Consider the following 21,194-nt stretch of genomic DNA (forward strand, 5'->3'; position numbering starts at 1 on the left):
TTCGGAAAACTTTTTGTAGGGTAAAAGTTCGTTAACAAGGTTTGATTTAGCTTTCGATCTAAATTGAAATGGGGCAAAGCAAGTTTGCGATAAGCGGAGAGGTAAAGTCCTTTATTGTAAATGAGCAGACTTTATTGGAGCCGAAAATATATTGTCTTGCAACAACCTGAGAGCACTCAGTGTATTAACTAAAGGTCTATCTGTAGGTTGAGTTGTAAGGTGTTATACCCCGCATTCGCTGAATACATCCCACCATTGGAGTAATGGAGGTAGAGTAATGATAAATAGACCCGATCCCATTTCAACCCGGCTCCAATTCTGTCTTCAAATTGGAAATGCCCCCCCATATTACGGTCGATGATTTCTTTTGCACTGATATAGCTCGCGCCGATGCCAAACTCTATTCTAGGTTTAGCTTGATATATGCTTTGATGAAACTCGTAATAGAATACCGGTGATAAAGCGTAGATAGTGAGGTCATGGGCCTCAGATAAAAACAAATGGCTGTACGAAACATCCAGATACGCTGAAAGCGCTCCTGTATCACTGAGCCACCATGCGGAATCGAAGTAATGTTGAAGACCAACGCGCACCAATACCTCCTCATCCAGCGAGTATCCAACCCCTGCGCTAAAACTACTGACTATCGTTTGTCCAGATACCAATGGCGATAAAGTGCAAGTAAAAAACAGCAAAAGTAATTTGTATATTGTGGATTTCATAGGCAATTAATCATTATGATTTTTTATAGTTAATTGTAGATATAGAAATCAATCACAACAAATAATTAACCCTATCTCATATGACCATCCCGTCGAAGGTAAGAAACCTTAACTAACTGAGCCCCGCCAGCTGATTAAGTTATCAGCCATAAATCTTGCGTGTTAACGGCGTATAACACATTGGAGAGATACGTAGTCAGGTGTTGGCTTTTACCACTCATTATTTTTTGATATCAATGTTACCTTTTCATCTTTATTTAAATTTAGATTTAGATGCGTAACTTGAGACGGGGCATAAATTAGTCGGAGACATCACTAACTCGAATGTGGGCAAAAGTTATGTTCGGAAAATTGAACATTAGATATTAATGAATAGCCTTTTATAAGGATTGATACTAACAGTGCGCACTCTTTTGGCTTATGTCGAATAGCGCACTATCTTATCGCAAGTGGAGGAGATAAGTCTCGTTAAGCGTACTTACCTCATCCAGTATTGATTAGGAGGTTATATCAGTCAGCCAACATACGTTTTTTAAACCGTGGCAGGGACATTTTTACTGATTAAGCAGCTCCATCGACTGCGAAACTATTACCCACTCTTCATTGGTAGGAATAACCAGTACTTTCGCATCAAGTAATTCAGATTTACCAATCTCACCCGAATTACCAAATCGGGCATCTTCATTCCCTTTCTCATCTTCAACGAAGCCAAGCAGGCTAAGGTTCTTCAGTACTTCACGGCGAATATCCAGAGAGTTTTCGCCGATACCACCAGTAAAAATAACCGCATCTAGGCGATCAAGAGGGATCAAGTAAGAACCGATGTATTTCGCGACACGATAGGTAAACACCTCAAACGCCAACTTCGCACCTTCGTGACCTTCTTCCATCGCTTGCAGAATGCCTCGAGCATCGGAAGTCACTCCAGATACTCCCAAGAAGCCTGATTTCTTGTTTAGCGTTTCGAAGACTTGCTCCTGAGTCCACCCTTTCTTCAATAGGAACTCAATAATGCCTGGGTCTAGATCACCAGAACGTGTCCCCATCATTAAGCCAGCCAGCGGAGTGAAGCCCATCGAAGTATCAACCGATTGGCCATCTTTGATCGCACATACAGAAGCGCCATTGCCAAGATGTACCGTAATGAAGCTAGACTGTTCTACTGGCTTGTTAAGCATTTTTGCAGCTTCACGACTTACAAAGTAATGACTTGTGCCGTGGAAACCGTAGCGACGGATGCCATACTGCTCGTACAGCTCATGTGAAATAGCGCCAGTAAATGCCTTTTGAGGCATCGTTTGGTGGAAGGCAGTATCGAAGACCGCAAATTGAGGGAGGCTTGGAAACGCTTCAATCGCAGCACGAATACCGATAGCACCTGCCGGGTTATGTAATGGAGCAAGATCGGAAAGCTGTTCGATTTCTTGTGTCACTTCATCTGTAATACGAACCGTCGCTGTAAATTTTTCACCGCCATGAACGATACGATGACCAACCGCAACGATGTCTTTCGCTAAACCTAATTCGTCAGTTAAGCCTACTAGTTTTCCGATAGCGATTTTATGATGGCTATCGTCACCTTCGATAGAAATTTCCTTTTTTTCACCGTTGAATTTCCAGCTCATACGAGATTCTGGAAGACCAAAACATTCACCCAAACCACTTAGAACGGCATCACCTGAATTTGAATCGATGACGGCGAACTTTAGTGACGAGCTTCCTGAGTTGATCACTAGTACAAACGAATTAGACATGAAATAGTTATCCTGTTGTGGAGCAGAGGTTGTCATTGCGCTTTCACGCTGCGAACTACTTATTTATTGCCTTCTATTATTCAATAATTTTTTAATCTTTCAACAATCTTTTAAAGAACACAGTCTGATCGAACATTTTTTATTGATCTAGAACACTTTTTGATTTTATTCGATGCGAAAAATATATCTAGTTAGATGATAGATTTGTGATTTAGCCACCTTATGCATAGTCTAAATAATGAGCTAATTTATTTGCTAGACAAATAAAAACAATAAACATTTCAATAAATCGGGGAATACCGTGCCCAAAATAACGCTTTGGCTTGTCAGTTTAGGCTTAATATTGCTCTGCTTCGGATGGCAAATGACCAGAAATATCCGCTCGAAAACAGATGTTGTTGGGTGGACTTGGCTGCTAGTCTTGATCAGCTATTTCATCATTGCTTACGCAGCCTATTTATACACCATTGTGCAAAATCCCGAAGCTTCAACACTTGAAACAGGGATTTCTTTACTCTTGTTTACCGGAAGTGTTTTTGTCATTTTCGTTATAAAGTTTAGTAAAGACTCCATCGTCGAATTGCATCTCCTTGCGAAACGCGAAAACAAAAATGCCTTTCATGATGCATTAACCGGACTCCCTAACCGAAAATACTGTTTTGAGGTGATCAGCGATCGCATTCAAGCAGATCTTCCTTTTTCGGTAATTGTCTTTGATGTCGTGAATTTCAAGCAAGTGAACGATGCGATGGGCCATTTCTGTGGCGACCAATTACTGGTTCAAATTGGCCGAAGACTGAAAGATACCCTTGAAGATAATGACAAGATCTTTCGTGTCGGCGGTGATGAATTTGTGATAATCACAGCGTCTGCGACTGAGCAAGATGGTAAAAAGCTCATCGATACTCTCAGCACCGCGTTGTCTGCTCGCTTTAACCTCGACGAGTTCCACGTTTCAGTAGGTGTAGTGTTTGGTATAAGCACGTACCCACAAGATGCGGAATCCAATGAGTTGCTGATAAAACATGCTGATATTGCAATGTATAACGCCAAACGTAACGGGACCCTTTTCGCATTTTATAATGACGACATGAATATTGGGGCGAAATATCAGCTGGAAATTTCATCACGCATTCAGTTTGCGCTAGATAAGGAAGAGTTTCGTTTGTATTACCAACCATTAATTGATGCTCGTACCAGCGTTGTGGTTGGCTTTGAAGCAGTTATTCGTTGGCGAGACGAGAAAGGCAATAACATTTCGCCGAATGACTTTATTCCAATTGCCGAACGAAGTAATCAGGTCAACAACATAACCATGTGGGTGCTAGGGCAAGTTGAAAAAGATCTGAAAACCTTTATCCGAAGAGGCATCAAGCTTCCAATTCATGTCAACTTATCAGCCAAAGACCTATCTTCAAACGTATTACTTAGTCGCCTAAAAACGTTAATCGAACATTCTCCCGAATTTACCAATCTTCTCAGTTTAGAGATAACAGAGACAATGGCGATTGACAAAGTTAAGGAACTTAACCCATTGATACAAGAAATAAAAGAACTTGGGATCAAGATCAGCCTGGATGACTTTGGTACGGGCTATTCTTCACTCTCGCTATTAAGAGACCTGCCAGTAGATCAAATTAAAATCGACCGTTCATTCTTATCCACCGCGAACCGAACTGAAGGCAACCGCTCGATTGTTGAAAACACCATTGCCCTTGCGCATGGGCTCGGTTACTCCGTAGTAGCAGAGGGCGTACAAGATATGGATACCCTGCACTTTCTACGCAATCGCGGCTGTGACATTATCCAAGGCTACTTATTCTGCCCTGCTCTCCCACTTGAAGAAGTGATCAATTGGGTGACAGAACACGACGAGAAGCTCGACAGTTTCCTTCCCGCATAAAAAAGCCGAGCATGTTAACTATGCTCGGCTTTTGCAATTAGCTTTTATCTAAATCAGGTTATATGAAGTAACCTAAATCGATTTATGCTTCTGGTGTACGACGGCCACGGCCGTGACCACGTTCACCACGGTAGTTACCACGGTGATCTCCACCACGGTTACGGTCGAAACGACGCTCACCACCTTCTCGGTTGCCATCACGGCTGCCTTCGCGGTTGCCACGGAAGCCACCCTCACGACGGCCACCACCTTCGCGACGAGCACCGTCACGATTACCACGGTAACCACCATCACGACGTCCGCCGTCACGACGACCACCACGAGACTCACGGAAATCATCGAAATCACATACTACAGCACCAACATCTTGTTGACGAATACGTAGTTTGCTTAACTTGCTCGCCGCTTCAGAAGTCATTGCTTTTGGTAACTGTACGAATGTATGACCTTGCGCTAGCTTAATCGCGCCGATAGAACCTTTACCTAGGCCAAGTTCGTTCGCCAGAGCACCAACGATGTCTTTAACTTGAACACCCTGCTCACGACCAACTTGTAGCTGGTAAGTATCCCAATCTTGGTTGTTGAAATTACGACCGCCATTGTCACGATCTTCACGACGATCTTTACGACGCTGCTTGTCGCGCTCAATAGCTTCAACCATTGGATCTTCACCAATGTAGAACAACGGACGCTTGCCTTGCTGACGCTTAAGAAGCATCGCAGCAAGCATCGCTGGATCGATTTCCAGAGAAGCTTGTAGTTTCTCAACCAACTCAGCAAACTTATCTAGTGATTTGTGTTCTTTCTCAGCTTCTAGCTCCGCACCTAGTTGAGCTAGACGAGCTTCAGCAACCTGGTCACGTAGAGGAAGTTGGATCTCTTCCATTAATGACTTAGTTACACGCTCGATAGTACGAAGCATGCGGATTTGGTTAGTGCGAACTAGAAGGATCGCTTTACCTTTACGTCCAGCACGACCAGTACGGCCGATACGGTGAATGTATGACTCTACGTCGAACGGGATGTCGTAGTTAAATACGTGAGTAATACGTGGAACGTCAAGGCCACGTGCAACAACGTCAGTTGCAACAAGGATATCGATAACACCCTGTTTGATGTGGTCAACAGTACGCTCACGTAGAGACTGAGGAATATCACCATGTAGAGCAGCAGCTTTAAAGCCACGAGCTGACAGCCAATCAGCTAAACGCTCGGTATCTTGACGAGTACGTACGAATACGATTGACGCATCCGTTTCTTCAGTTTCAAGAAGACGAGACATCGCTTCATCTTTCTCTACACCCTTCACTACCCAGAACTGCTGTTGAACTTTGTCTACAGTGTGGTTCTTACCAGCAACGTCTACCATTACAGGGTCACGAAGGAAGCGCTCAACAATTTTTTTCAGCATTGGAGGCATTGTTGCAGAGAATAGAACGCGTTGTGCTGATTCAGGAGCGTGCTCCATAATTGCAGTTACGTCGTCAACGAAACCCATGTTTAGCATTTCGTCCGCTTCATCTAGAACGAAGGTACTAACTTCATCTAGGTGTAAGCGCTCACGGTTGATAAGGTCTTGAACACGGCCAGGCGTACCAACAATGACATGCGCACCGTTCTTAAGCGCACGCATTTGATCGACGATAGACGCACCACCGTAGATTTCTAGAACTTTCAAGCCCTTGATATTTTTACCAAGGTTCTTCATTTCAGCGGCAACCTGAATCGCTAGCTCACGAGTTGGAGCAAGTACGATTGCTTGTGGTTTACGTTGATTAAGATCTAGTTTGTTTAGAAGAGGCAGAGAGAATGCTGCCGTTTTACCTGTACCCGTTTGTGCCTTGCCCAGCGCGTCAGCACCTTCCAACAGGTGAGGGATTGCCGCAGCCTGAATTGGAGTTGGTGACACGAAACCCATTCCGTCTAGAGCAGAAAGGATAGAATCATTCAGAGATAAATCACTGAATTGAATAACAGAATCTTGCATTGGGATCCTACTTAATTAAACTAAAAAACAGTCCCATATGCTCTTCCAATTCAATACTGAATTATCCAGATACTAAATCCATTCAGATAGGAATTAGCACAGTACACAACCGCGATAAGCCATTAGGGACGACTAAGGGAGGCGGATTATTCCTTAAAAGCATAAAAAAAGCCAGAAAAAATTGAATTCCATCACAATTTATTCTCAACAATGGCATTTTCCGCATAAAATACCACCAGCCCACCATTTAAAAAAAAGCGCGCCATGAAAATTGATGAATTCTTCACCAAATCCAAATCACTACGCCGCTGTTTATCAGCCCATGTTTTATAGAAGGCTCTCAGCGAAATACGCTCTATCGGTAATAATAGCTCGCATTGGTCATAGCCTGTTTACCTTTTGTATTGAAAGTTTGGTTGAATGTAGGCTGACCGTTGAGGTTTAGCTGTTTGTTCTTAAGAAAACACCTTTATAAACCGAGCTTCGGAATGCTCAACGATCACTTATCTTAGTTACCGCTTAAGAGTTTCTTTTCCTCATCAAAGTCAGCATGCATTAATGCGATGCGTTTGAACTCGTCTTGAATTTCGATAAACGCTTGCAATATAGTCGGGTCAAAATCATCGGGCGAGGTACGGTTGTCACCTTTGGTGATAATCTCGACGGCCTTTTCATGGGTAAAAGGTGGCTTGTACACGCGTTTACTGATTAACGCATCATAAACATCAGCCATGGCCATGAGTCGTCCTGAAAGTGGTATTTCCTCGCCTTTTAAGCCTTGTGGGTAGCCTTTTCCGTTCCATTTTTCTTGATGTGTATATGCAATTTCTTTAGCGATATGAATAAAGGCATTTTCACCTAAACGTAACTCTGCTCTTTTCAAGGTATTATAACCGTAAATGGTATGCCGTTTCATTTCCTCATATTCTTCTTCGGTCAACTTGCCCGGTTTTTGTAAGATATGATCCGGAACACCAACCTTACCGACATCATGAAGTGGTGAAGAAATATAAAGTAGCTGAATATAGTCATCCGTGAGAATATCACTGAACTTACCTTGCTTTTGTAAATGCTTTGCCAAGGCTTTAACATAATTTTGGGTTCGCTTGATGTGTCCACCCGTTTCAGGGTCCCGGTATTCCGCTAAGGTACCCAGGCTTTCGATCATTACAGCCTGAGTAAGCTGTAGCTCCTGAGTCCGTTCGACAACCATTCTTTCCAGATCCTCTTTATTCTGCTTAACAATGAGTTGATTTCGTACTCTTGTCTTAACCAACGCTGGCGAAAAAGGCTTGGTTATGTAGTCTTCGGCTCCCAGAGAAAGCCCCTTATATTCATCTTTTTCGTCAGACAAAGCGCTAACAAATATGATTGGTATGCTTTCCGTCTGTGGCATGCCCTTAAGCTGTTCACAAACTTCATACCCGTCCATGTCTGGCATCTTAATGTCTAATAATATCAAATCAGGTTGGGGATCTTTTTGAGCCAGCTCTATCGCCTTAGAACCATTTGTGGCTGCGATGATTTTGTAATCTTTTTTTAGCAGCTGCATCAACACCTGTATATTTTCTGGTGCATCATCAACGATGAGAATTTTCTTTTGTTTCAATTCCATCAATATTCCCTTCCTTGAGTTATCTATTGAGCGAATTCATCATTCGCTTGACAAGTTGAGCAGCTAAGTCGACATCGAATGTATCTAAACTGGCGACGAGCTCCTTGGTTAGTCCCTCTACCGATGTACCTTGCAACTTATTCTCTAATACATCGGCAATGTGAATTGCTTCAGACAAATCGTCTTCCAAAACGCGGTTAAGTTCGGTGAGGAGGGCTTTAATCTCCTCCGGATCCATATTTTTGCCAGCCTCTAGATCATCCGAACGAACCTGTTCGCTGCTCTCAAGAATCACTTGGTTAACGGACTGCATAACCTCTTTTAGAACGTCTTGAAACTCATCGAGCAATACATCTAAATTATCGAGAGACTTGTCTAGGAGTGCTCGTTCTGTACTGGCCGCACATCGAGCTAGCTCGATGGCGCCTAAGTTTCCTGCAACTCCCTTTATAGTGTGTGCGAGTCTTGCCGCGGTATCCAAATCTTCCTTGTGTAATGTGGAACGTATATCACTCACCACATTCACATGCTCGGCGAGAAATGTTTTGAGCAGTCTTCTGTATAACTTGCGATTGCCGTTCAGTCGCGCAAGGGCATCTTGAACGTTTAGCCCAGGAATATTCTCGAGAGACACATCATCAACTTGGTAGCTAACGATTTCCTCGCTATTTGGCTGATTGATTTGTTCGGGAGTCCACTTAACAAGCGCTTGATATAACTCTTCAGGGTTGATGGGCTTAGTAACGTAGTCATTCATTCCAACCAGCTCACTTCTCTTTTTATCTTCTTCCATAGCGTGAGCCGTCATCGCGATAATCGGCACGGTCTTATCAATCTGACGAATCTGACGAGTTGCCGTAAAACCATCCATAACTGGCATCTGAATATCCATTAATATCACGTCAAATTTGTTCGTTTGCATTTTCTCTAATGCTTCTGCTCCATTATCTGCCGTTCCCACATTGAGTTTACACTTCTTCAGAAGATTCACAGCAACCTGCTGATTAATATCATTATCTTCTACCAACAGCACTTTGGCCCCTGATATTTTCTTCAATGATCTCGTATCTAATTTAGGTACTGTTCGGATACTAGCTTTTTCATCTGCAATGCCAAAACGCGAAGTGAAATAGAATGTACTTCCCTTACCAAATTCGCTCTCAACATTGATTTCTCCGCCCATCAACTCAACCAGTTTGCGACAAATTGACAAGCCTAAACCAGTACCACCATACTTTCTGGTTGTAGAACCATCTGCCTGGACAAAAGGTTCAAATAGAGATTCCATCTGTTTCTCAGTAAGGCCGATCCCTGTGTCTTTCACCAAGAATTTCAAAGCAACTTGCTGCGCATCTTTTCTCGTCAACTCAGCACAAATGGTAATTTCCCCTTTATGTGTGAATTTCACAGCATTGCCAACAAGATTGATAAGCACTTGGCCTAGGCGCAATGGATCGCCAATTAAGTAACGAGGGACATCGGGTGATATATTAAAGCGAAGGATGAGCGCCTTCTCTTCACATCTAAGACTGAAAATAGTGGAAAGATCATTCATAACCTCATCCAGATTAAAGGCAACCTTTTCAATATCCATTTTCCCAGCTTCGATCTTAGAAAAGTCGAGAATATCGTTAATGATACCAAGCAGAGAGTGCGCTGAGCGACTGACCTTACGAATATAATCCCTTTGGAGTGGAGAAAGCTCCGTTTCCAAAGCTAAGTAGCTCATGCCCATAATCGCGTTCATTGGTGTACGTATCTCATGGCTAATCCGAGCAAGAAAGTCACTTTTCGCCTGAGCTGCATCTACAGCCAGTTCTTTCGCGAGCGTTAGCTCCTGCTCTACTTGTTTTAATTGGGTTATATCGCGAGCAACCGCTTCAATGACCGGCTTGTCATTGATTTCAATCAAATTTAATAATATGTCGGCCGTAAACTCTTCACCATTTAGGCGTCGATGTAACCACTGGAAGCGAAGACTGCCATTTTTTAATACTTCCGCCACTTTCTGCTCCGCCAACTCCCTTGAAGGCCGCCCATCAGGTTGAAATTCTGACGAAACATCCGCCGGGTGATACTTAGTAAATTCTTCAACGCTATCACACCCAAACATTTCTAGTGCCGCAGGATTACAATCAATAAAATGCTCTGAATCAAAAAGCATAACCGCATCGCCCGTCGCCTCGTAAATCGTCCGGAACTTACTTTCACTGGTTTTTAGTTTCCGTTCGCTTTGCTTGCGTTCGGTAATATCAAGAAACCAACCAAGAATCCCCTCTTTGCCAAATAATCGTATCGGCATGAAGCTCGCAAAAACGTCTCGAATTTCGTGATCCGGAGAGTACATCTGGATTTCAAAATTGTTTACATGCCCATGATTCTCTAGTTGATTAACCATTTTTTCTCTTTCTTCCGGGCGGACGTAAATGTTCATTGCGGGTTGATCAATTTGGGCATCTACCATTTCAAGTACTTTAGGGTTTACAAATTTAAATACCCCATCTACGGTAAAAGCAACGCCAATCGGGCTAGTATCGAGTATGGTCTGCAACTGCTCCCTTTCTTCAGCAATGGCATTTTCGAGATCTTTTTGTTCTGTAATATCCGTTGCGATACAGACCAGTGCATAAGCCTCACCATGTTCATCTAATAGTGGCACTTTCGAAGTGAGATAATTATGTAAAGTACCATCAGGATGTGGCACCGACTCTTCGAATGTTTTAGGTTGACGAGCTGTCATAATCTCCAGATCGTCAGCCATAATCCTGGACGCAGTTTCGGCATCAAAAAACTCTGCGTCGGTTTTTCCCAGCACTTGTTCAGACTGACAGCCAGTCGCCAGAAGATGATATTTATTCACAACAAGGTGGCGTCCATCCCGATCCTTAAGAATGACTATATTTGGAACATTATCGATAATGCTCCTTAATAGCGTTTTACGCTGCTCCAGTTCATCCAACGCTTTACGCTTCTCTGTAATGTCCTCTTTAACGGCAACAAAGTGTGTGATGTTTCCGTTTTCTTCCACGATCGGGGCGATAGAAATGGTTTCCCAAATTAAGTCTCCATTTTTAATCTTGTTAACCATTTCTCCTTTCCAAACATTGCCCTCTAAAATCGTCTTCCACAGATCATCATAAATATCTGTCGACATTTTTCCTGACTTCAGAATACTTGGGGTTTCACCTATTGCCTCTTCATAGGTATACCCCGTAACACGCGTAAATTCCGGATTAACATACTCAATCATACCGCCGCTATCAGTAATGACGACGGTTGCGGGACTGTACTCTACCGCTTTGTGGAATTTTTCTAACTTCTCTTCCACGCTTTTTTGCTCACTGATATCAACCGACAGCCCGGCCATTTTTATTGCTTTACCCAGCTCATTCCACTCGACGGCACGTGAGACCATAGAAATCCACGCCCAAGTACCATTTTTCCTTTTGATGCGCAGGTCTGCCTTTTGAATGGGCTCAATTCCTTGAACGTGTTTTAGGAAACTCTCTGTAAGTCGTGGACGGTCATCTGGATGAACCAACGCGACATACTCCTCTACGCTCGTTGGTATTTCATTTTCATGGTATCCATACTGGATAAGAAACTTCGGAGAGTCATACGTCATCACCTTTGACTCTAAATCACCAGTCCAGTAATACGCACCTAACGCAGCCAGCGAAAATCTAAATTTTTCGGCAGCGTCTTGGATGGCTTTTTCCGAGCGTTTATGATTCGTTATATCACGTACGCTGCAGACGATTAGCAGGCCAGCTTCAGTTTCAATAGGGCTCAGTTTGATGTCTGCAGGAAAGTGTTCACCTGTTTTTTTAGATGCGACAATTTCCAAAGCCTCACCGATTCTCTCTTTTGAAGCTCCAGACTTTATTGCAGACAGGTATTGATTGAGTTCAGCTTTATACTTCGTCCTATCCTCCTCTGGAAACATCAACCCTACCGACTGACCTATGCACTCCATGCGAAGGTAACCAAAAACAGACTCGAACTGATGGTTAGTTATCACGATCTCCCCAAGATCGTTGATGATTATTAATGGATCTGGCGAAGATTCTAGTAACGTTCGGAACTGTTTCTCACTTGATTCAAGTTGTTTCAGGCTCTCTTTCCGCTGACTGATATCATTGAATACAACAACAGCCCCGCTTAAAACGTCTTCTATGAATACGGGTGTGGCGGAATACTCAACGAAGAAACACGTCTTATCCTTTTTCCATAGCACTTCGTCACTCACCCGACTTGTTTTTCCGAAACGGTATGCTTCTGTTATCGGGCTTATATTGATTGGATATGGGTTTCCGTTTTCGTCAGAATGGTGGAAACTCTCATGGATATTCCAGCCGATAATCTCATTTGCCGGATAACCTAGCATTTTGCTTCCCGCTCTATTGCAAAATACGATCTCGCCTTTTACATCAACCTCAAAAACGCCTTCAATTGTCGAATCCAAGAGAAGCTGTACACGTTCTTGAGCTCTTTTAATATCGCTCGTTCTTTCTTCTACTTTGCGCTCTAATATTTTCTTAGATGAACGAAGACTATCGTTCGCTACTTTGGCCATCCAAAGGGATATACTCGCCAGAATTGAGGCTATGAATACTGTGATGGTTAAGACCATCAGTAACACATTTCTTATTTCAAAGTAATCACTGAATGCTTCTTCCACGTCGATTTCTGATACTATGCCTAGCCCTAGAGCATCATCCCAAACCCAAGCACCGACCACCTCGACACCACGATAGTCTCGATAACCTTGAACATTAAAACCTGTTCCACCCTGCAGCGCATGACTCGCCATAAGCGTTAGCGGATAATTTTCAGGCGAGAAGTCACCTGCAGGCTTTAGGGTTAAATTATGTTGAGGATCGACTAACTTTATGTTTCGAATTGACGTATTTGCACCATCGAGTAACCCCATTCTTTTAAGGCTTGGTAAAAAGCGACTTTCAGTCAACATCCAGCCATCTGCATCGAATGCGTAGGTATCTCCACTTTTACCCATTTGTTGGCCTAGACTAAGAAACCGATAAAATATTTTACTTAAGTCATCTTCTACAATAAGAGCCGCAACAACATCACCATTGGCGTCCAGTACCGGGCTGGCAACATGAGATATGGGCAATGTCTTGTCGACCTCCTCAACTCTGATTGCTATCGACGGAATAAATGTTGAACGTCCTGAAAAAACTCGAAGCAGATAATCGGAATTACTTATAGCGATATGGCTAAGTTTACCAACGGCTGAGTTATCACTGGATGAGATGGTGATGTAATCTGGAGAGATGAGTTCATACGCAAATGCGCTATTTCGCTCCGTTTGGTTAAAGTACTGACGTAATTGTCCCCGTGCACTTTCTAATGCTGCCCCATCAAGCTCGCCGTTTATTAGTGGCCTCGCTAACTCAATAAAAGCGGAAGAGCGTACATGACTTACCGTATTATTGATTTTCTGTTGTACCCAGAAATTAATCATGTTGTGAGCAGAGTCTCGTGCAAAGATCAAGCTATCTTTCACATTTTGCTCTGTTTTGTGTTTTACATGATCAACCACCAAATAGGCTGCAAAGCAGACCATAACTAAAAACAGTGACGATGACACTAAGCCAAAAGCACGCATTTTTTGCGAATTCAAAGCTTGAGAAGAATCGTTATTCGCATAGCGTTTGTAGAAGAAGGCCAGCAACAAAACAACTGTAGTAATAAAAATGCTCGAAAGAGCCTCTATTTTTAACAATGGTTCAACATCACCTGAATAAGTTAACCAGCCAGCGCGTGCATTGCTTATAAAATGAGTCAAGTTATGAATTGTGTAGTCTAGCGGACTATAGTCATCAGCTGCAGATGCCACAGATGAGATTGTGGAGGAAAATGACATGGCAAAACACAATCCGATAAAAGCTATTCTCATAATTGCTTCTCAATGTTCTGGTTAGAATGACTCAGAAAAGGTTTTCTAACTTTAAGAGTAGCAAACGTAGGCTTTGTTGCTTAGAACGATGGAAATAAATCAAGAAGTTACGTTCTGAACCGCTTATCCCGCCCAGAGGCGGGGATAATTTATCTTTTCTCTGAACTTAGACAATAATGCAGATTTAGCTTCTTTATTTTGGGTTTCGCCACATTCGATAACCACTTTTCCGCATGGCTTTACCTAATAAGTGCGCGGCAACAGGTGCAGTGAGGAAAATAAACAACATGGTACCCAAAGCGCGAGAAATCACCGTGGCATCAGGAATGGCTATAGCTACCGACAGAAGCAAAGACGCCACTCCAACCGTTCCCGCTTTTGTTGCGGCGTGCATGCGAGTGTAAAGATCTGGCATTCTAACCACGCCCAAGCTGGCGATCAGAAAAAACAAGGTGCCAATGCACAACAAAATACCAATGATCAGTTCCATCACTCCTCTCCTTTTCTCTTCGCTATCATTCGAGCAAATGCAATCGTTCCGAGAAACGCCACTAAGCCAAGCGTGATAGCGATATCTAACAGCGTTTGTTGTCCGCTATCCAAGGTATAAACGGCGATGAACCCAATCGTGACAAACGAGATAAGATCAAGTGAGACGACTCGGTCTGCTAACGTTGGCCCTAATACCAAGCGTACCATTGCCATTACGACGCTTAGCAACAATCCACTGTAAGCAAAGAAAATACTGAACTCTAGCCAGTTATCCACGCGTCACCTCCAATATCCGTCTCTCTAAGCCACCTTTGATGTCTTGAATCACTTTATCGTGTTCCGGCGCGAACATGGCATGCACGATCAGATGCTTTTTGTCAGGGGTAATATCCAAACTTAACGTGCCTGGCGTTAGCGAAACCATATTCGCAAGCAGCGTGATTTCTATATCGGACTTAGCATCGAGTGGGACGTAAATGATATCCGGTTCACTTAAATGTGTTGGCGTTAACACATCCCACATCACTTGAGCGGCAGACATTATCAACTCGAAACAGAAATAGCTCACTAAGCCCACAAGTGAGAGAAAAACTTGAAAGTAACGGCTTTTCGTTCCAAATGGCTGAGTTAGCTTCAATACAAAGAATCCAGCAATAAAGCCAAATACAAAGTTGAGGCTGGTGTATGTTCCGTTTAAAAGCAGCCATGCCAATGCGAGGAAGAGGTTGAGAAAAAAGTAAATCATTGTCCACCTCTCAATACGGCCTGAATATATTCTTTAGGTTCCAACAGCTGGACCGCAGCCTGCATCGCAAATTGATAAAATGGCTCTGCAACCAGGCCGATGATCACACTCATCGCTGTCAAGGTAACAATAGGAATACAATACAAGTACGTCGTCGACTTAGTCATTATTTGTACTTCAGTATCACTTTCCTGTTTTTTCCAAAACACGGCATTCCAAATTTTGCTCATGGAAAAAACCGTCAGCAACCCCACCAGCAAAGCCGTCCCCGCGAGCCAATATCCCTCTGTTTGTAAACTCGCTTTAATCACTAAGAACTTACCCCAAAAGCCGGATAGTGGTGGAAAACCAGCTAAAGAAAATGCAGTAATGAAAAACAAAAAGGCCAGCCAAGGCATGGCTTTATATACACCACCTAATTGCTTAAGCTGACTGGTTCCGTATTTACGCTCTACGAAGCCGCCAATTAAGAACAGGTTCGCCTTCACCAAAATATGATGAACGATATAGAAAATAGCCCCAGCCACCGCCAAGGGCGTATAGATGGCGAGTCCCATGATCATGTAACCAATCTGACTGATGATATGAAATGAAAGGATTTTCTTTATGTCGTAGTGACTTGCCGCCCCTAATACCCCCGTCAACATCGTCAAGCCAGCAATCCACATCAACGTCGATTGCCAGCCACTTTCTGCCAACGGAAAAACCAGCGTAAATACACGTATTAGTGTGTAGACGCCTACTTTAGTCAGTAAAGCAGCAAACAGAGCAACCACGGCACTCGGTAACGTGTGGTAAGAAGCTGGAAGCCAAACAAACAAGGGAAACAGTGCTGCTTTGATGGAAAAAGCGAATAAGAACAGACCAGCGAGCAAGGTTTTCGTGTCGGATGGTATCAAAGCCGCTTTAGCATGAAGGTCCGCTAGATTTAGTGTCCCGGTCACGCCGTACAACAGACCTATCGCTAGCAGAAAAAACAACGTCGAAATCAGGTTCAATAACACGTATTTCACTGCGCCATCAATCTGATACTTGTTAGCGTCCAACACCATCAGACCGAAGGAAGCAATAAGCATCACTTCAAACCAGACATAGAGATTGAAGATATCACCAGTCAGAAATGCGCCGTAAACGCCCGCAAGCAAAACATGTATCAGCGCATGGTACGTCGCGTATGAAGGTTTGTTTCGGAGATCGCCAACGGCATAGAACACACAGACGAGACCAATCACCGCCGTTACCATGACCATGGCTACCGTGAGCAAATCTGCCACAAACACAACGCCGAAAGGTGCGAGCCATTGCCCAAAAGCCACCGCAACTGGCCCATGCTGCACCACGTCGTGTGTAAGAAAAGCGGCAACACACAGCGTAGAAAAAGCGCTCGCACAGCTGACGCGTTCAGCAAGATACAGATTACGTTTAGCGACAAACACAGCGACAGCCGTCAGGAGTGAAATCACGATAGGTAGAGTTAGCCAAATGGTCGTCATTCCTCCTCCTCTTCTGAGCGTCGCATATCATCAACGTCTGCTGAGCCTGTTTCTGAATAAGCCCGATAGAACAACAGCAGAGCGAAAACTAACAAACCAAAACCAATCACGATCGCGGTCAAGATCAATGCCTGAGGTAAAGGATTGGCAGCACCATCTGGTGGGAGTTGTGCGTTTGACTCAATAAGCGCGGGAATACCTAAGGTTAAACGCCCGGCCGTCAATATGGCAAGATTCACAGCGCTGCTTAATAAAATCAGCCCAAACAGTATTCTCAATATATGCCGTTCGAGTAACAGATAAATACCTGCAGTAACAAACACGCCGACGACCAAACTCCACAGTACTTCCATCAGTCGAGCACCTCATTCACATGTAACATCACGCCCATAACGCCACCAATGACCGCAAAGTAAATGCCGAGATCGAATAGCAGCGGTGTCCCAAGTGGCAGAATATCCTTCCACCATAATCCGGTCAGGAAAGGGAGGTTGAGTGCCAAGCCTATTAGCCCTGCCATAACACTGAGCGAGATACCGAACATCGCAATACTTAATGGCGAATAATACAAACGGTCTCTTACGTACTTGGGCGACTCTGCATACATCATTAGCGCGAATCCTATTACCGCAATAAGTGCTCCGATAAACCCACCTCCCGGTTCGTTGTGCCCGCGCAGTAGTAAATACAGAGAAAACATCAACATCAATGTAAATACAATGTGGGCAGTAGTAGAAAAGATCAGTGAATGGACAGGAGGATGCTTGTGATTTGGGGTGGTAAATAAACTTGTCGCAGCAATACCCGCCATCACGACCACGATCACCTCACCTAACGTATCGATGGCACGAAAGTCCACCAAGATGACATTGACAATATTTCGCCCGTGTCCTTCTGATAGACTATTGTGGACAAAAAAGTCGGACAACATCGGGTCGAACGGTTGAGAGGTGATGTTGATGAGCGCAACGCTCACAGACAATCCAACTATCCCGGCGATAACAGCGTGTAATAAGCGACGCTGTTTAGAGTGATTACGCACAGTGGTTAATTTCGGCATATGGCGCATCAGTAAGACTAAAAATACCACCATCAGTGTTTCTACTAACAACAAGGTCTTTGCGACATCGGGCGCGCTGTACAACATAAACACGAGTGTTGTCATAAAGCCAATCACACTCAGGGCTGACACCGATAACAAGCGAGAGTTAGAGAACGTGCACACCGACACTGCTGCCACGAGTAACAAAGCAATCGTTACTTCGTAGAAATTAATCGCAAACAGCTCGGTAAAACGCGCTGCTGAAATATCTAACGGACGGCTAAGCAAAACGATTGCCAGAACGAGACTAAACATAAGCACATAATTGCTCAACCGTTTTTGCTGTATCCATTGTGTCTGCCACGTGGCAAAACGTATGACACCATTGACAAGGTGATTAAACACCAGCTCCGCAGTAGGGACTATAAATGCGCTTTTATACCACTTGGCAAACCTCTGCGTGTACAGAGCGTAAACCGCCCACCCCAGCGCCAAGGTCACTACGCTCAATAACAATGGAAAGTTGACTCCATGCCATAACTTAGTGGCCTCCGGATTTGATGCTGGAAGGCTCGTTAAGACCCCGGGAATAATGACATGATGATTAACCCAACCCAGCCCCAACACCGGTACAATCAATCCCCCGATTGACAGTAGCAGCGGTGGAATCCATAAGCCTCTTTGTGACTCGATGCCTTTCGCGGGGGTTGGCTCACGGTAAGCATGAGCAAAGAACGGTTTATAGATAAATGCAATCGTTACTGCCACCATAATGACATTGACAACGAGCAACAAACCAATCACTACACTGCTAATCTCCAGTCCTGACTTATACATATATTCTTTGCTCAAGAAACCGAGTAATGGTGGTATACCTGCTTTTGATAACGCCGCTAACGTCGCTGCTACTAAACTTAAAGAAAGCACAGCTTTCAGACCATTCAGCTTTGTTATGTCTCTCGTGCCTGTTGATTTATCAATATTTCCGACCACCATAAACAGGGCCGCTTTATAAAACGAATGCGCCAGTATGAACAAAAGTGCCGCGGTCAGAGCAAGCTCCGTTCCCATTCCAATTAACAGAACGAGCTTACCCAGCGCAACATTGGTACTGTAGGCAAGCATTAACTTTAAATCCGTCTGCTTTAATGCCAATAATCCACACCAGATGGCCGTAAACCCTCCTGCAATGCTTAGAGTGTAAAACCAAATGTCGCTGTGCGCGTAAACAGGAGACAACCGCGCCAGAAGATAGACGCCCGCTTTTACCATGGTAGCGGAGTGCAGATAAGCGCTCACCGGTGTAGGTGCCGCCATAGCATTTGGCAACCAGAAGTGAAATGGAAACTGTGCTGACTTGGTAAAAACACCGAGGAAAATCAATATAAGAGAAGGCAAAAACCATTTGTGTGAGGTAATTTGCGTTGATTGTTGGACAATAACACTCAGTTCATAACTTCCGGCTATTTGTCCTAAAAAAATCAAACCCGCTAATAGGGCTAACCCTCCAGCGCCAGTAACCAAAAGCGCCTGTATCGCTTTTTCACGCGACTCCTCTTTTTCGTGGCTAAAACCAATCAGCAAATAGGAGGTGATGGTCGTGAGTTCCCAAAAAACAAACAGCAGCAGAACGTTGTCGCTCGTGACAATGCCTAACATAGAAAGCATGAACAACGTCAGGTAGACATGGAAGGAAAAACGCGCCGCATGGCTGCGCATATAGGCAAGCGAATAGAAATGAATCAGAGCCCCGATACCACAAATCAAACACACAAATAGGAATGACAAACCATCGAGACGAAAGCTTAAATTGACATCAAGACCCGGAACCCAGCTCCCCTGCCAACTCACCCCTTCAGGGCGGTACCAACTCAAAACAAAGAACAAGATAATTATCGGTATCAAAGGAAAGATCATCAAAAGCGGCGTGCACTTTTTTGACTTGTGAGTCTGACTTCTATCGTTAACGTCGTTCAATGTCGCCATCCATACCTTCAATGTGTTCAACACAATCCAGTTGATTGAATACTCACGACATAAAAGCGCTCTCGACCTCTAAAAAGCCAACCGTTTGAGGATAGAATACAGTCCGAGCAATGCAGGTGAACGGACTATATTGTACTAAGCGATGAACAGAACTCATGAGCATCAAATTACAACTGTCTACTTCAAAAGTAGACTTAATTTCCTATTAATTCTAGCTACTTAGTATCGGGGACAACATAACCACGCGTATCGCTGAATGTATTCGTATGATTTAGCGCTGCTGTAAAGTCGTCCTGCGGTATGTTGAGCGGATCATAACAACAATCCCCAATATCATTTCTCGGACATACAAGAACGTGCGCACGTTCAACCATTTCAGTACGGCAAATGGGACAAAAAGCTTTCATATCATCCTCCTTTAAGCACTTAAAGCTTCGTGGTAACAACGTAGACGTTAGTGATTCTCCTTGACGTTTCAATGAATATTGAGTTACTCAATCGGTGAAACAAATCCTTCGGGTTTCATCGCGACTAACGAGCAACTAATGGATTGCAGGATATTTTCTGCAGTATTACCAATGACGAACCCAGATATACCAGTTCTGGCAAGCGTCCCCATGACAAGCACATCGATTTCTAGTTCATCAACACTATCCGGAATCTGGTCATCAGCTTTGCCGTGAAGAAGGTGGTACACCATTTCACCGGAAATACCAGATTCCTCAACAAGGCTTTGCAACGCTTGCTTATGTTTCACTTTAGCTTGAGACACTTCATCGGCAAGTTCAGCGTCATCAACTTGGATCCAAGCATTATTTTCTAAATAGCTTTCCAAATAGTATTCCCAGCAAGAGATAATATGCAGACGACTGTCACAGGTGTCAGCGATCGAACGCGAGAGTTCTAATAATCGTAGTGACATCTCGTGTTGCTCGTCACTCGTCTTCATCGGATCAATTGCGACCGCAATGCGCCGTTTATTCCTTGGCTTGTTGATTGGTCGGTGTAACCAAACCGCACACGGACATTTTCGTAGTAGCGTCATATCAAGCGCTTTAAAGCCTTCTGACCCTTCATCAATTGGCTCGGCTTCTTTAATGATCAAGTCATTCTCGTGTGCTATCGCTTCTTTAATAATACAAACAGCTGGCTGATCGCTGCTTTTAACTGAAAGGGGAAATGGCACTTGCTCTTTAGACACGTCGTACTCAACGCGCAAGGCTTCTACACGTTCCAGTAGAGAATCATACAGAGACTGCTCATACCTTTGTTGATATTGAACCAAGTGGCTAGGAAAGTCCGGACAAGCAATAAGACCAGACACTTGAACGTGATCATGGGATGCGATTCTAATAGCTTGCCCCAACGCGTCACTATGCCCAGGAAGTCCTTGAGTCGCAAAAAGTATATTCTCAAACCGTTTCATACACGCCTCCTTTATTGATTAAATCTTAACCAATAAAAGTTTTTTTTCTAGTTAACGATTGTAACGGCGAGTAAATTTAAACACTCACTACATCGTTGAACCTAGT

General features: G+C 43.7%; 14 protein-coding genes. 1 reads left to right on the plus strand and 13 read right to left on the minus strand.

What is annotated here, in order from left to right; translation table 11 throughout:
• Positions 1-188 precede the first annotated feature (188 nt).
• On the minus strand, positions 189-593 hold the full coding sequence (locus L3V31_RS18750; RefSeq protein ID WP_237318269.1) for an acyloxyacyl hydrolase: 405 nt from the start codon (positions 591-593) through the stop codon (positions 189-191).
• Between the two features lie 683 nt (positions 594-1,276).
• On the minus strand, positions 1,277-2,476 hold the full coding sequence (locus L3V31_RS18755; RefSeq protein WP_237318270.1) for an acetate/propionate family kinase: 1,200 nt from the start codon (positions 2,474-2,476) through the stop codon (positions 1,277-1,279).
• Between the two features lie 364 nt (positions 2,477-2,840).
• Here L3V31_RS18755 and L3V31_RS18760 point away from each other — a divergent pair, with 364 nt between their 5' ends.
• Positions 2,841-4,379: a bifunctional diguanylate cyclase/phosphodiesterase gene (locus L3V31_RS18760; protein WP_237318272.1), complete on the plus strand. Its 1,539-nt coding sequence runs from the start codon at positions 2,841-2,843 to the stop codon at positions 4,377-4,379.
• Between the two features lie 82 nt (positions 4,380-4,461).
• On the opposite strand, the gene L3V31_RS18765 is transcribed toward L3V31_RS18760, so the two are convergent.
• The 11 genes from L3V31_RS18765 to L3V31_RS18815 form a co-directional block, all read right to left on the minus strand.
• A complete protein-coding gene (locus L3V31_RS18765; RefSeq protein ID WP_237318274.1) occupies positions 4,462-6,366 on the minus strand; it encodes a DEAD/DEAH box helicase in 1,905 nt (634 codons plus the stop codon).
• A 508-nt stretch (positions 6,367-6,874) separates the two neighbouring features.
• Positions 6,875-7,981, minus strand: a complete 1,107-nt coding sequence (locus L3V31_RS18770; RefSeq protein WP_237318276.1) for an HD domain-containing phosphohydrolase — start codon at positions 7,979-7,981, stop codon at positions 6,875-6,877.
• 19 nt (positions 7,982-8,000) lie between these two features.
• Positions 8,001-13,904: a PAS domain S-box protein gene (locus L3V31_RS18775; RefSeq protein WP_237318278.1), complete on the minus strand. Its 5,904-nt coding sequence runs from the start codon at positions 13,902-13,904 to the stop codon at positions 8,001-8,003.
• Positions 13,905-14,097: 193 nt separating this feature from the next.
• Positions 14,098-14,394, minus strand: coding sequence for a monovalent cation/H(+) antiporter subunit G (mnhG, locus tag L3V31_RS18780; protein ID WP_237318280.1), 297 nt, complete (start codon positions 14,392-14,394; stop codon positions 14,098-14,100).
• Positions 14,394-14,672, minus strand: a complete 279-nt coding sequence (locus tag L3V31_RS18785; protein ID WP_237318282.1) for a cation:proton antiporter — start codon at positions 14,670-14,672, stop codon at positions 14,394-14,396. The genes mnhG and L3V31_RS18785 overlap by 1 nt, the downstream gene beginning before the upstream one ends.
• The gene (locus L3V31_RS18790; RefSeq protein ID WP_237318283.1) at positions 14,665-15,141 is read right to left on the minus strand and encodes a Na+/H+ antiporter subunit E; all 477 of its coding nucleotides are present in this window, start codon (positions 15,139-15,141) and stop codon (positions 14,665-14,667) included. Before L3V31_RS18790 ends, L3V31_RS18785 begins: the two co-directional genes overlap by 8 nt.
• A complete protein-coding gene (locus L3V31_RS18795; protein ID WP_237318286.1) occupies positions 15,138-16,634 on the minus strand; it encodes a proton-conducting transporter membrane subunit in 1,497 nt (498 codons plus the stop codon). Before L3V31_RS18795 ends, L3V31_RS18790 begins: the two co-directional genes overlap by 4 nt.
• Entirely contained in the window at positions 16,631-16,987 is a 357-nt protein-coding gene (locus L3V31_RS18800; RefSeq protein WP_237318288.1) for a Na+/H+ antiporter subunit C, read from the minus strand. Before L3V31_RS18800 ends, L3V31_RS18795 begins: the two co-directional genes overlap by 4 nt.
• Entirely contained in the window at positions 16,987-19,593 is a 2,607-nt protein-coding gene (gene mbhE, locus L3V31_RS18805; protein WP_237318328.1) for a hydrogen gas-evolving membrane-bound hydrogenase subunit E, read from the minus strand. Before mbhE ends, L3V31_RS18800 begins: the two co-directional genes overlap by 1 nt.
• A gap of 284 nt (positions 19,594-19,877) precedes the next feature.
• Complete coding sequence (locus tag L3V31_RS18810) at positions 19,878-20,069, minus strand: hypothetical protein (RefSeq protein WP_237318290.1); 192 nt, start codon at positions 20,067-20,069, stop codon at positions 19,878-19,880.
• A gap of 83 nt (positions 20,070-20,152) precedes the next feature.
• Complete coding sequence (locus tag L3V31_RS18815; RefSeq protein ID WP_237318292.1) at positions 20,153-21,088, minus strand: universal stress protein; 936 nt, start codon at positions 21,086-21,088, stop codon at positions 20,153-20,155.
• Positions 21,089-21,194: the final 106 nt, after the last annotated feature.

It is taken from the genome of Vibrio sp. J1-1, from assembly GCF_021728395.1.
GTDB lineage: Bacteria > Pseudomonadota > Gammaproteobacteria > Enterobacterales > Vibrionaceae > Vibrio.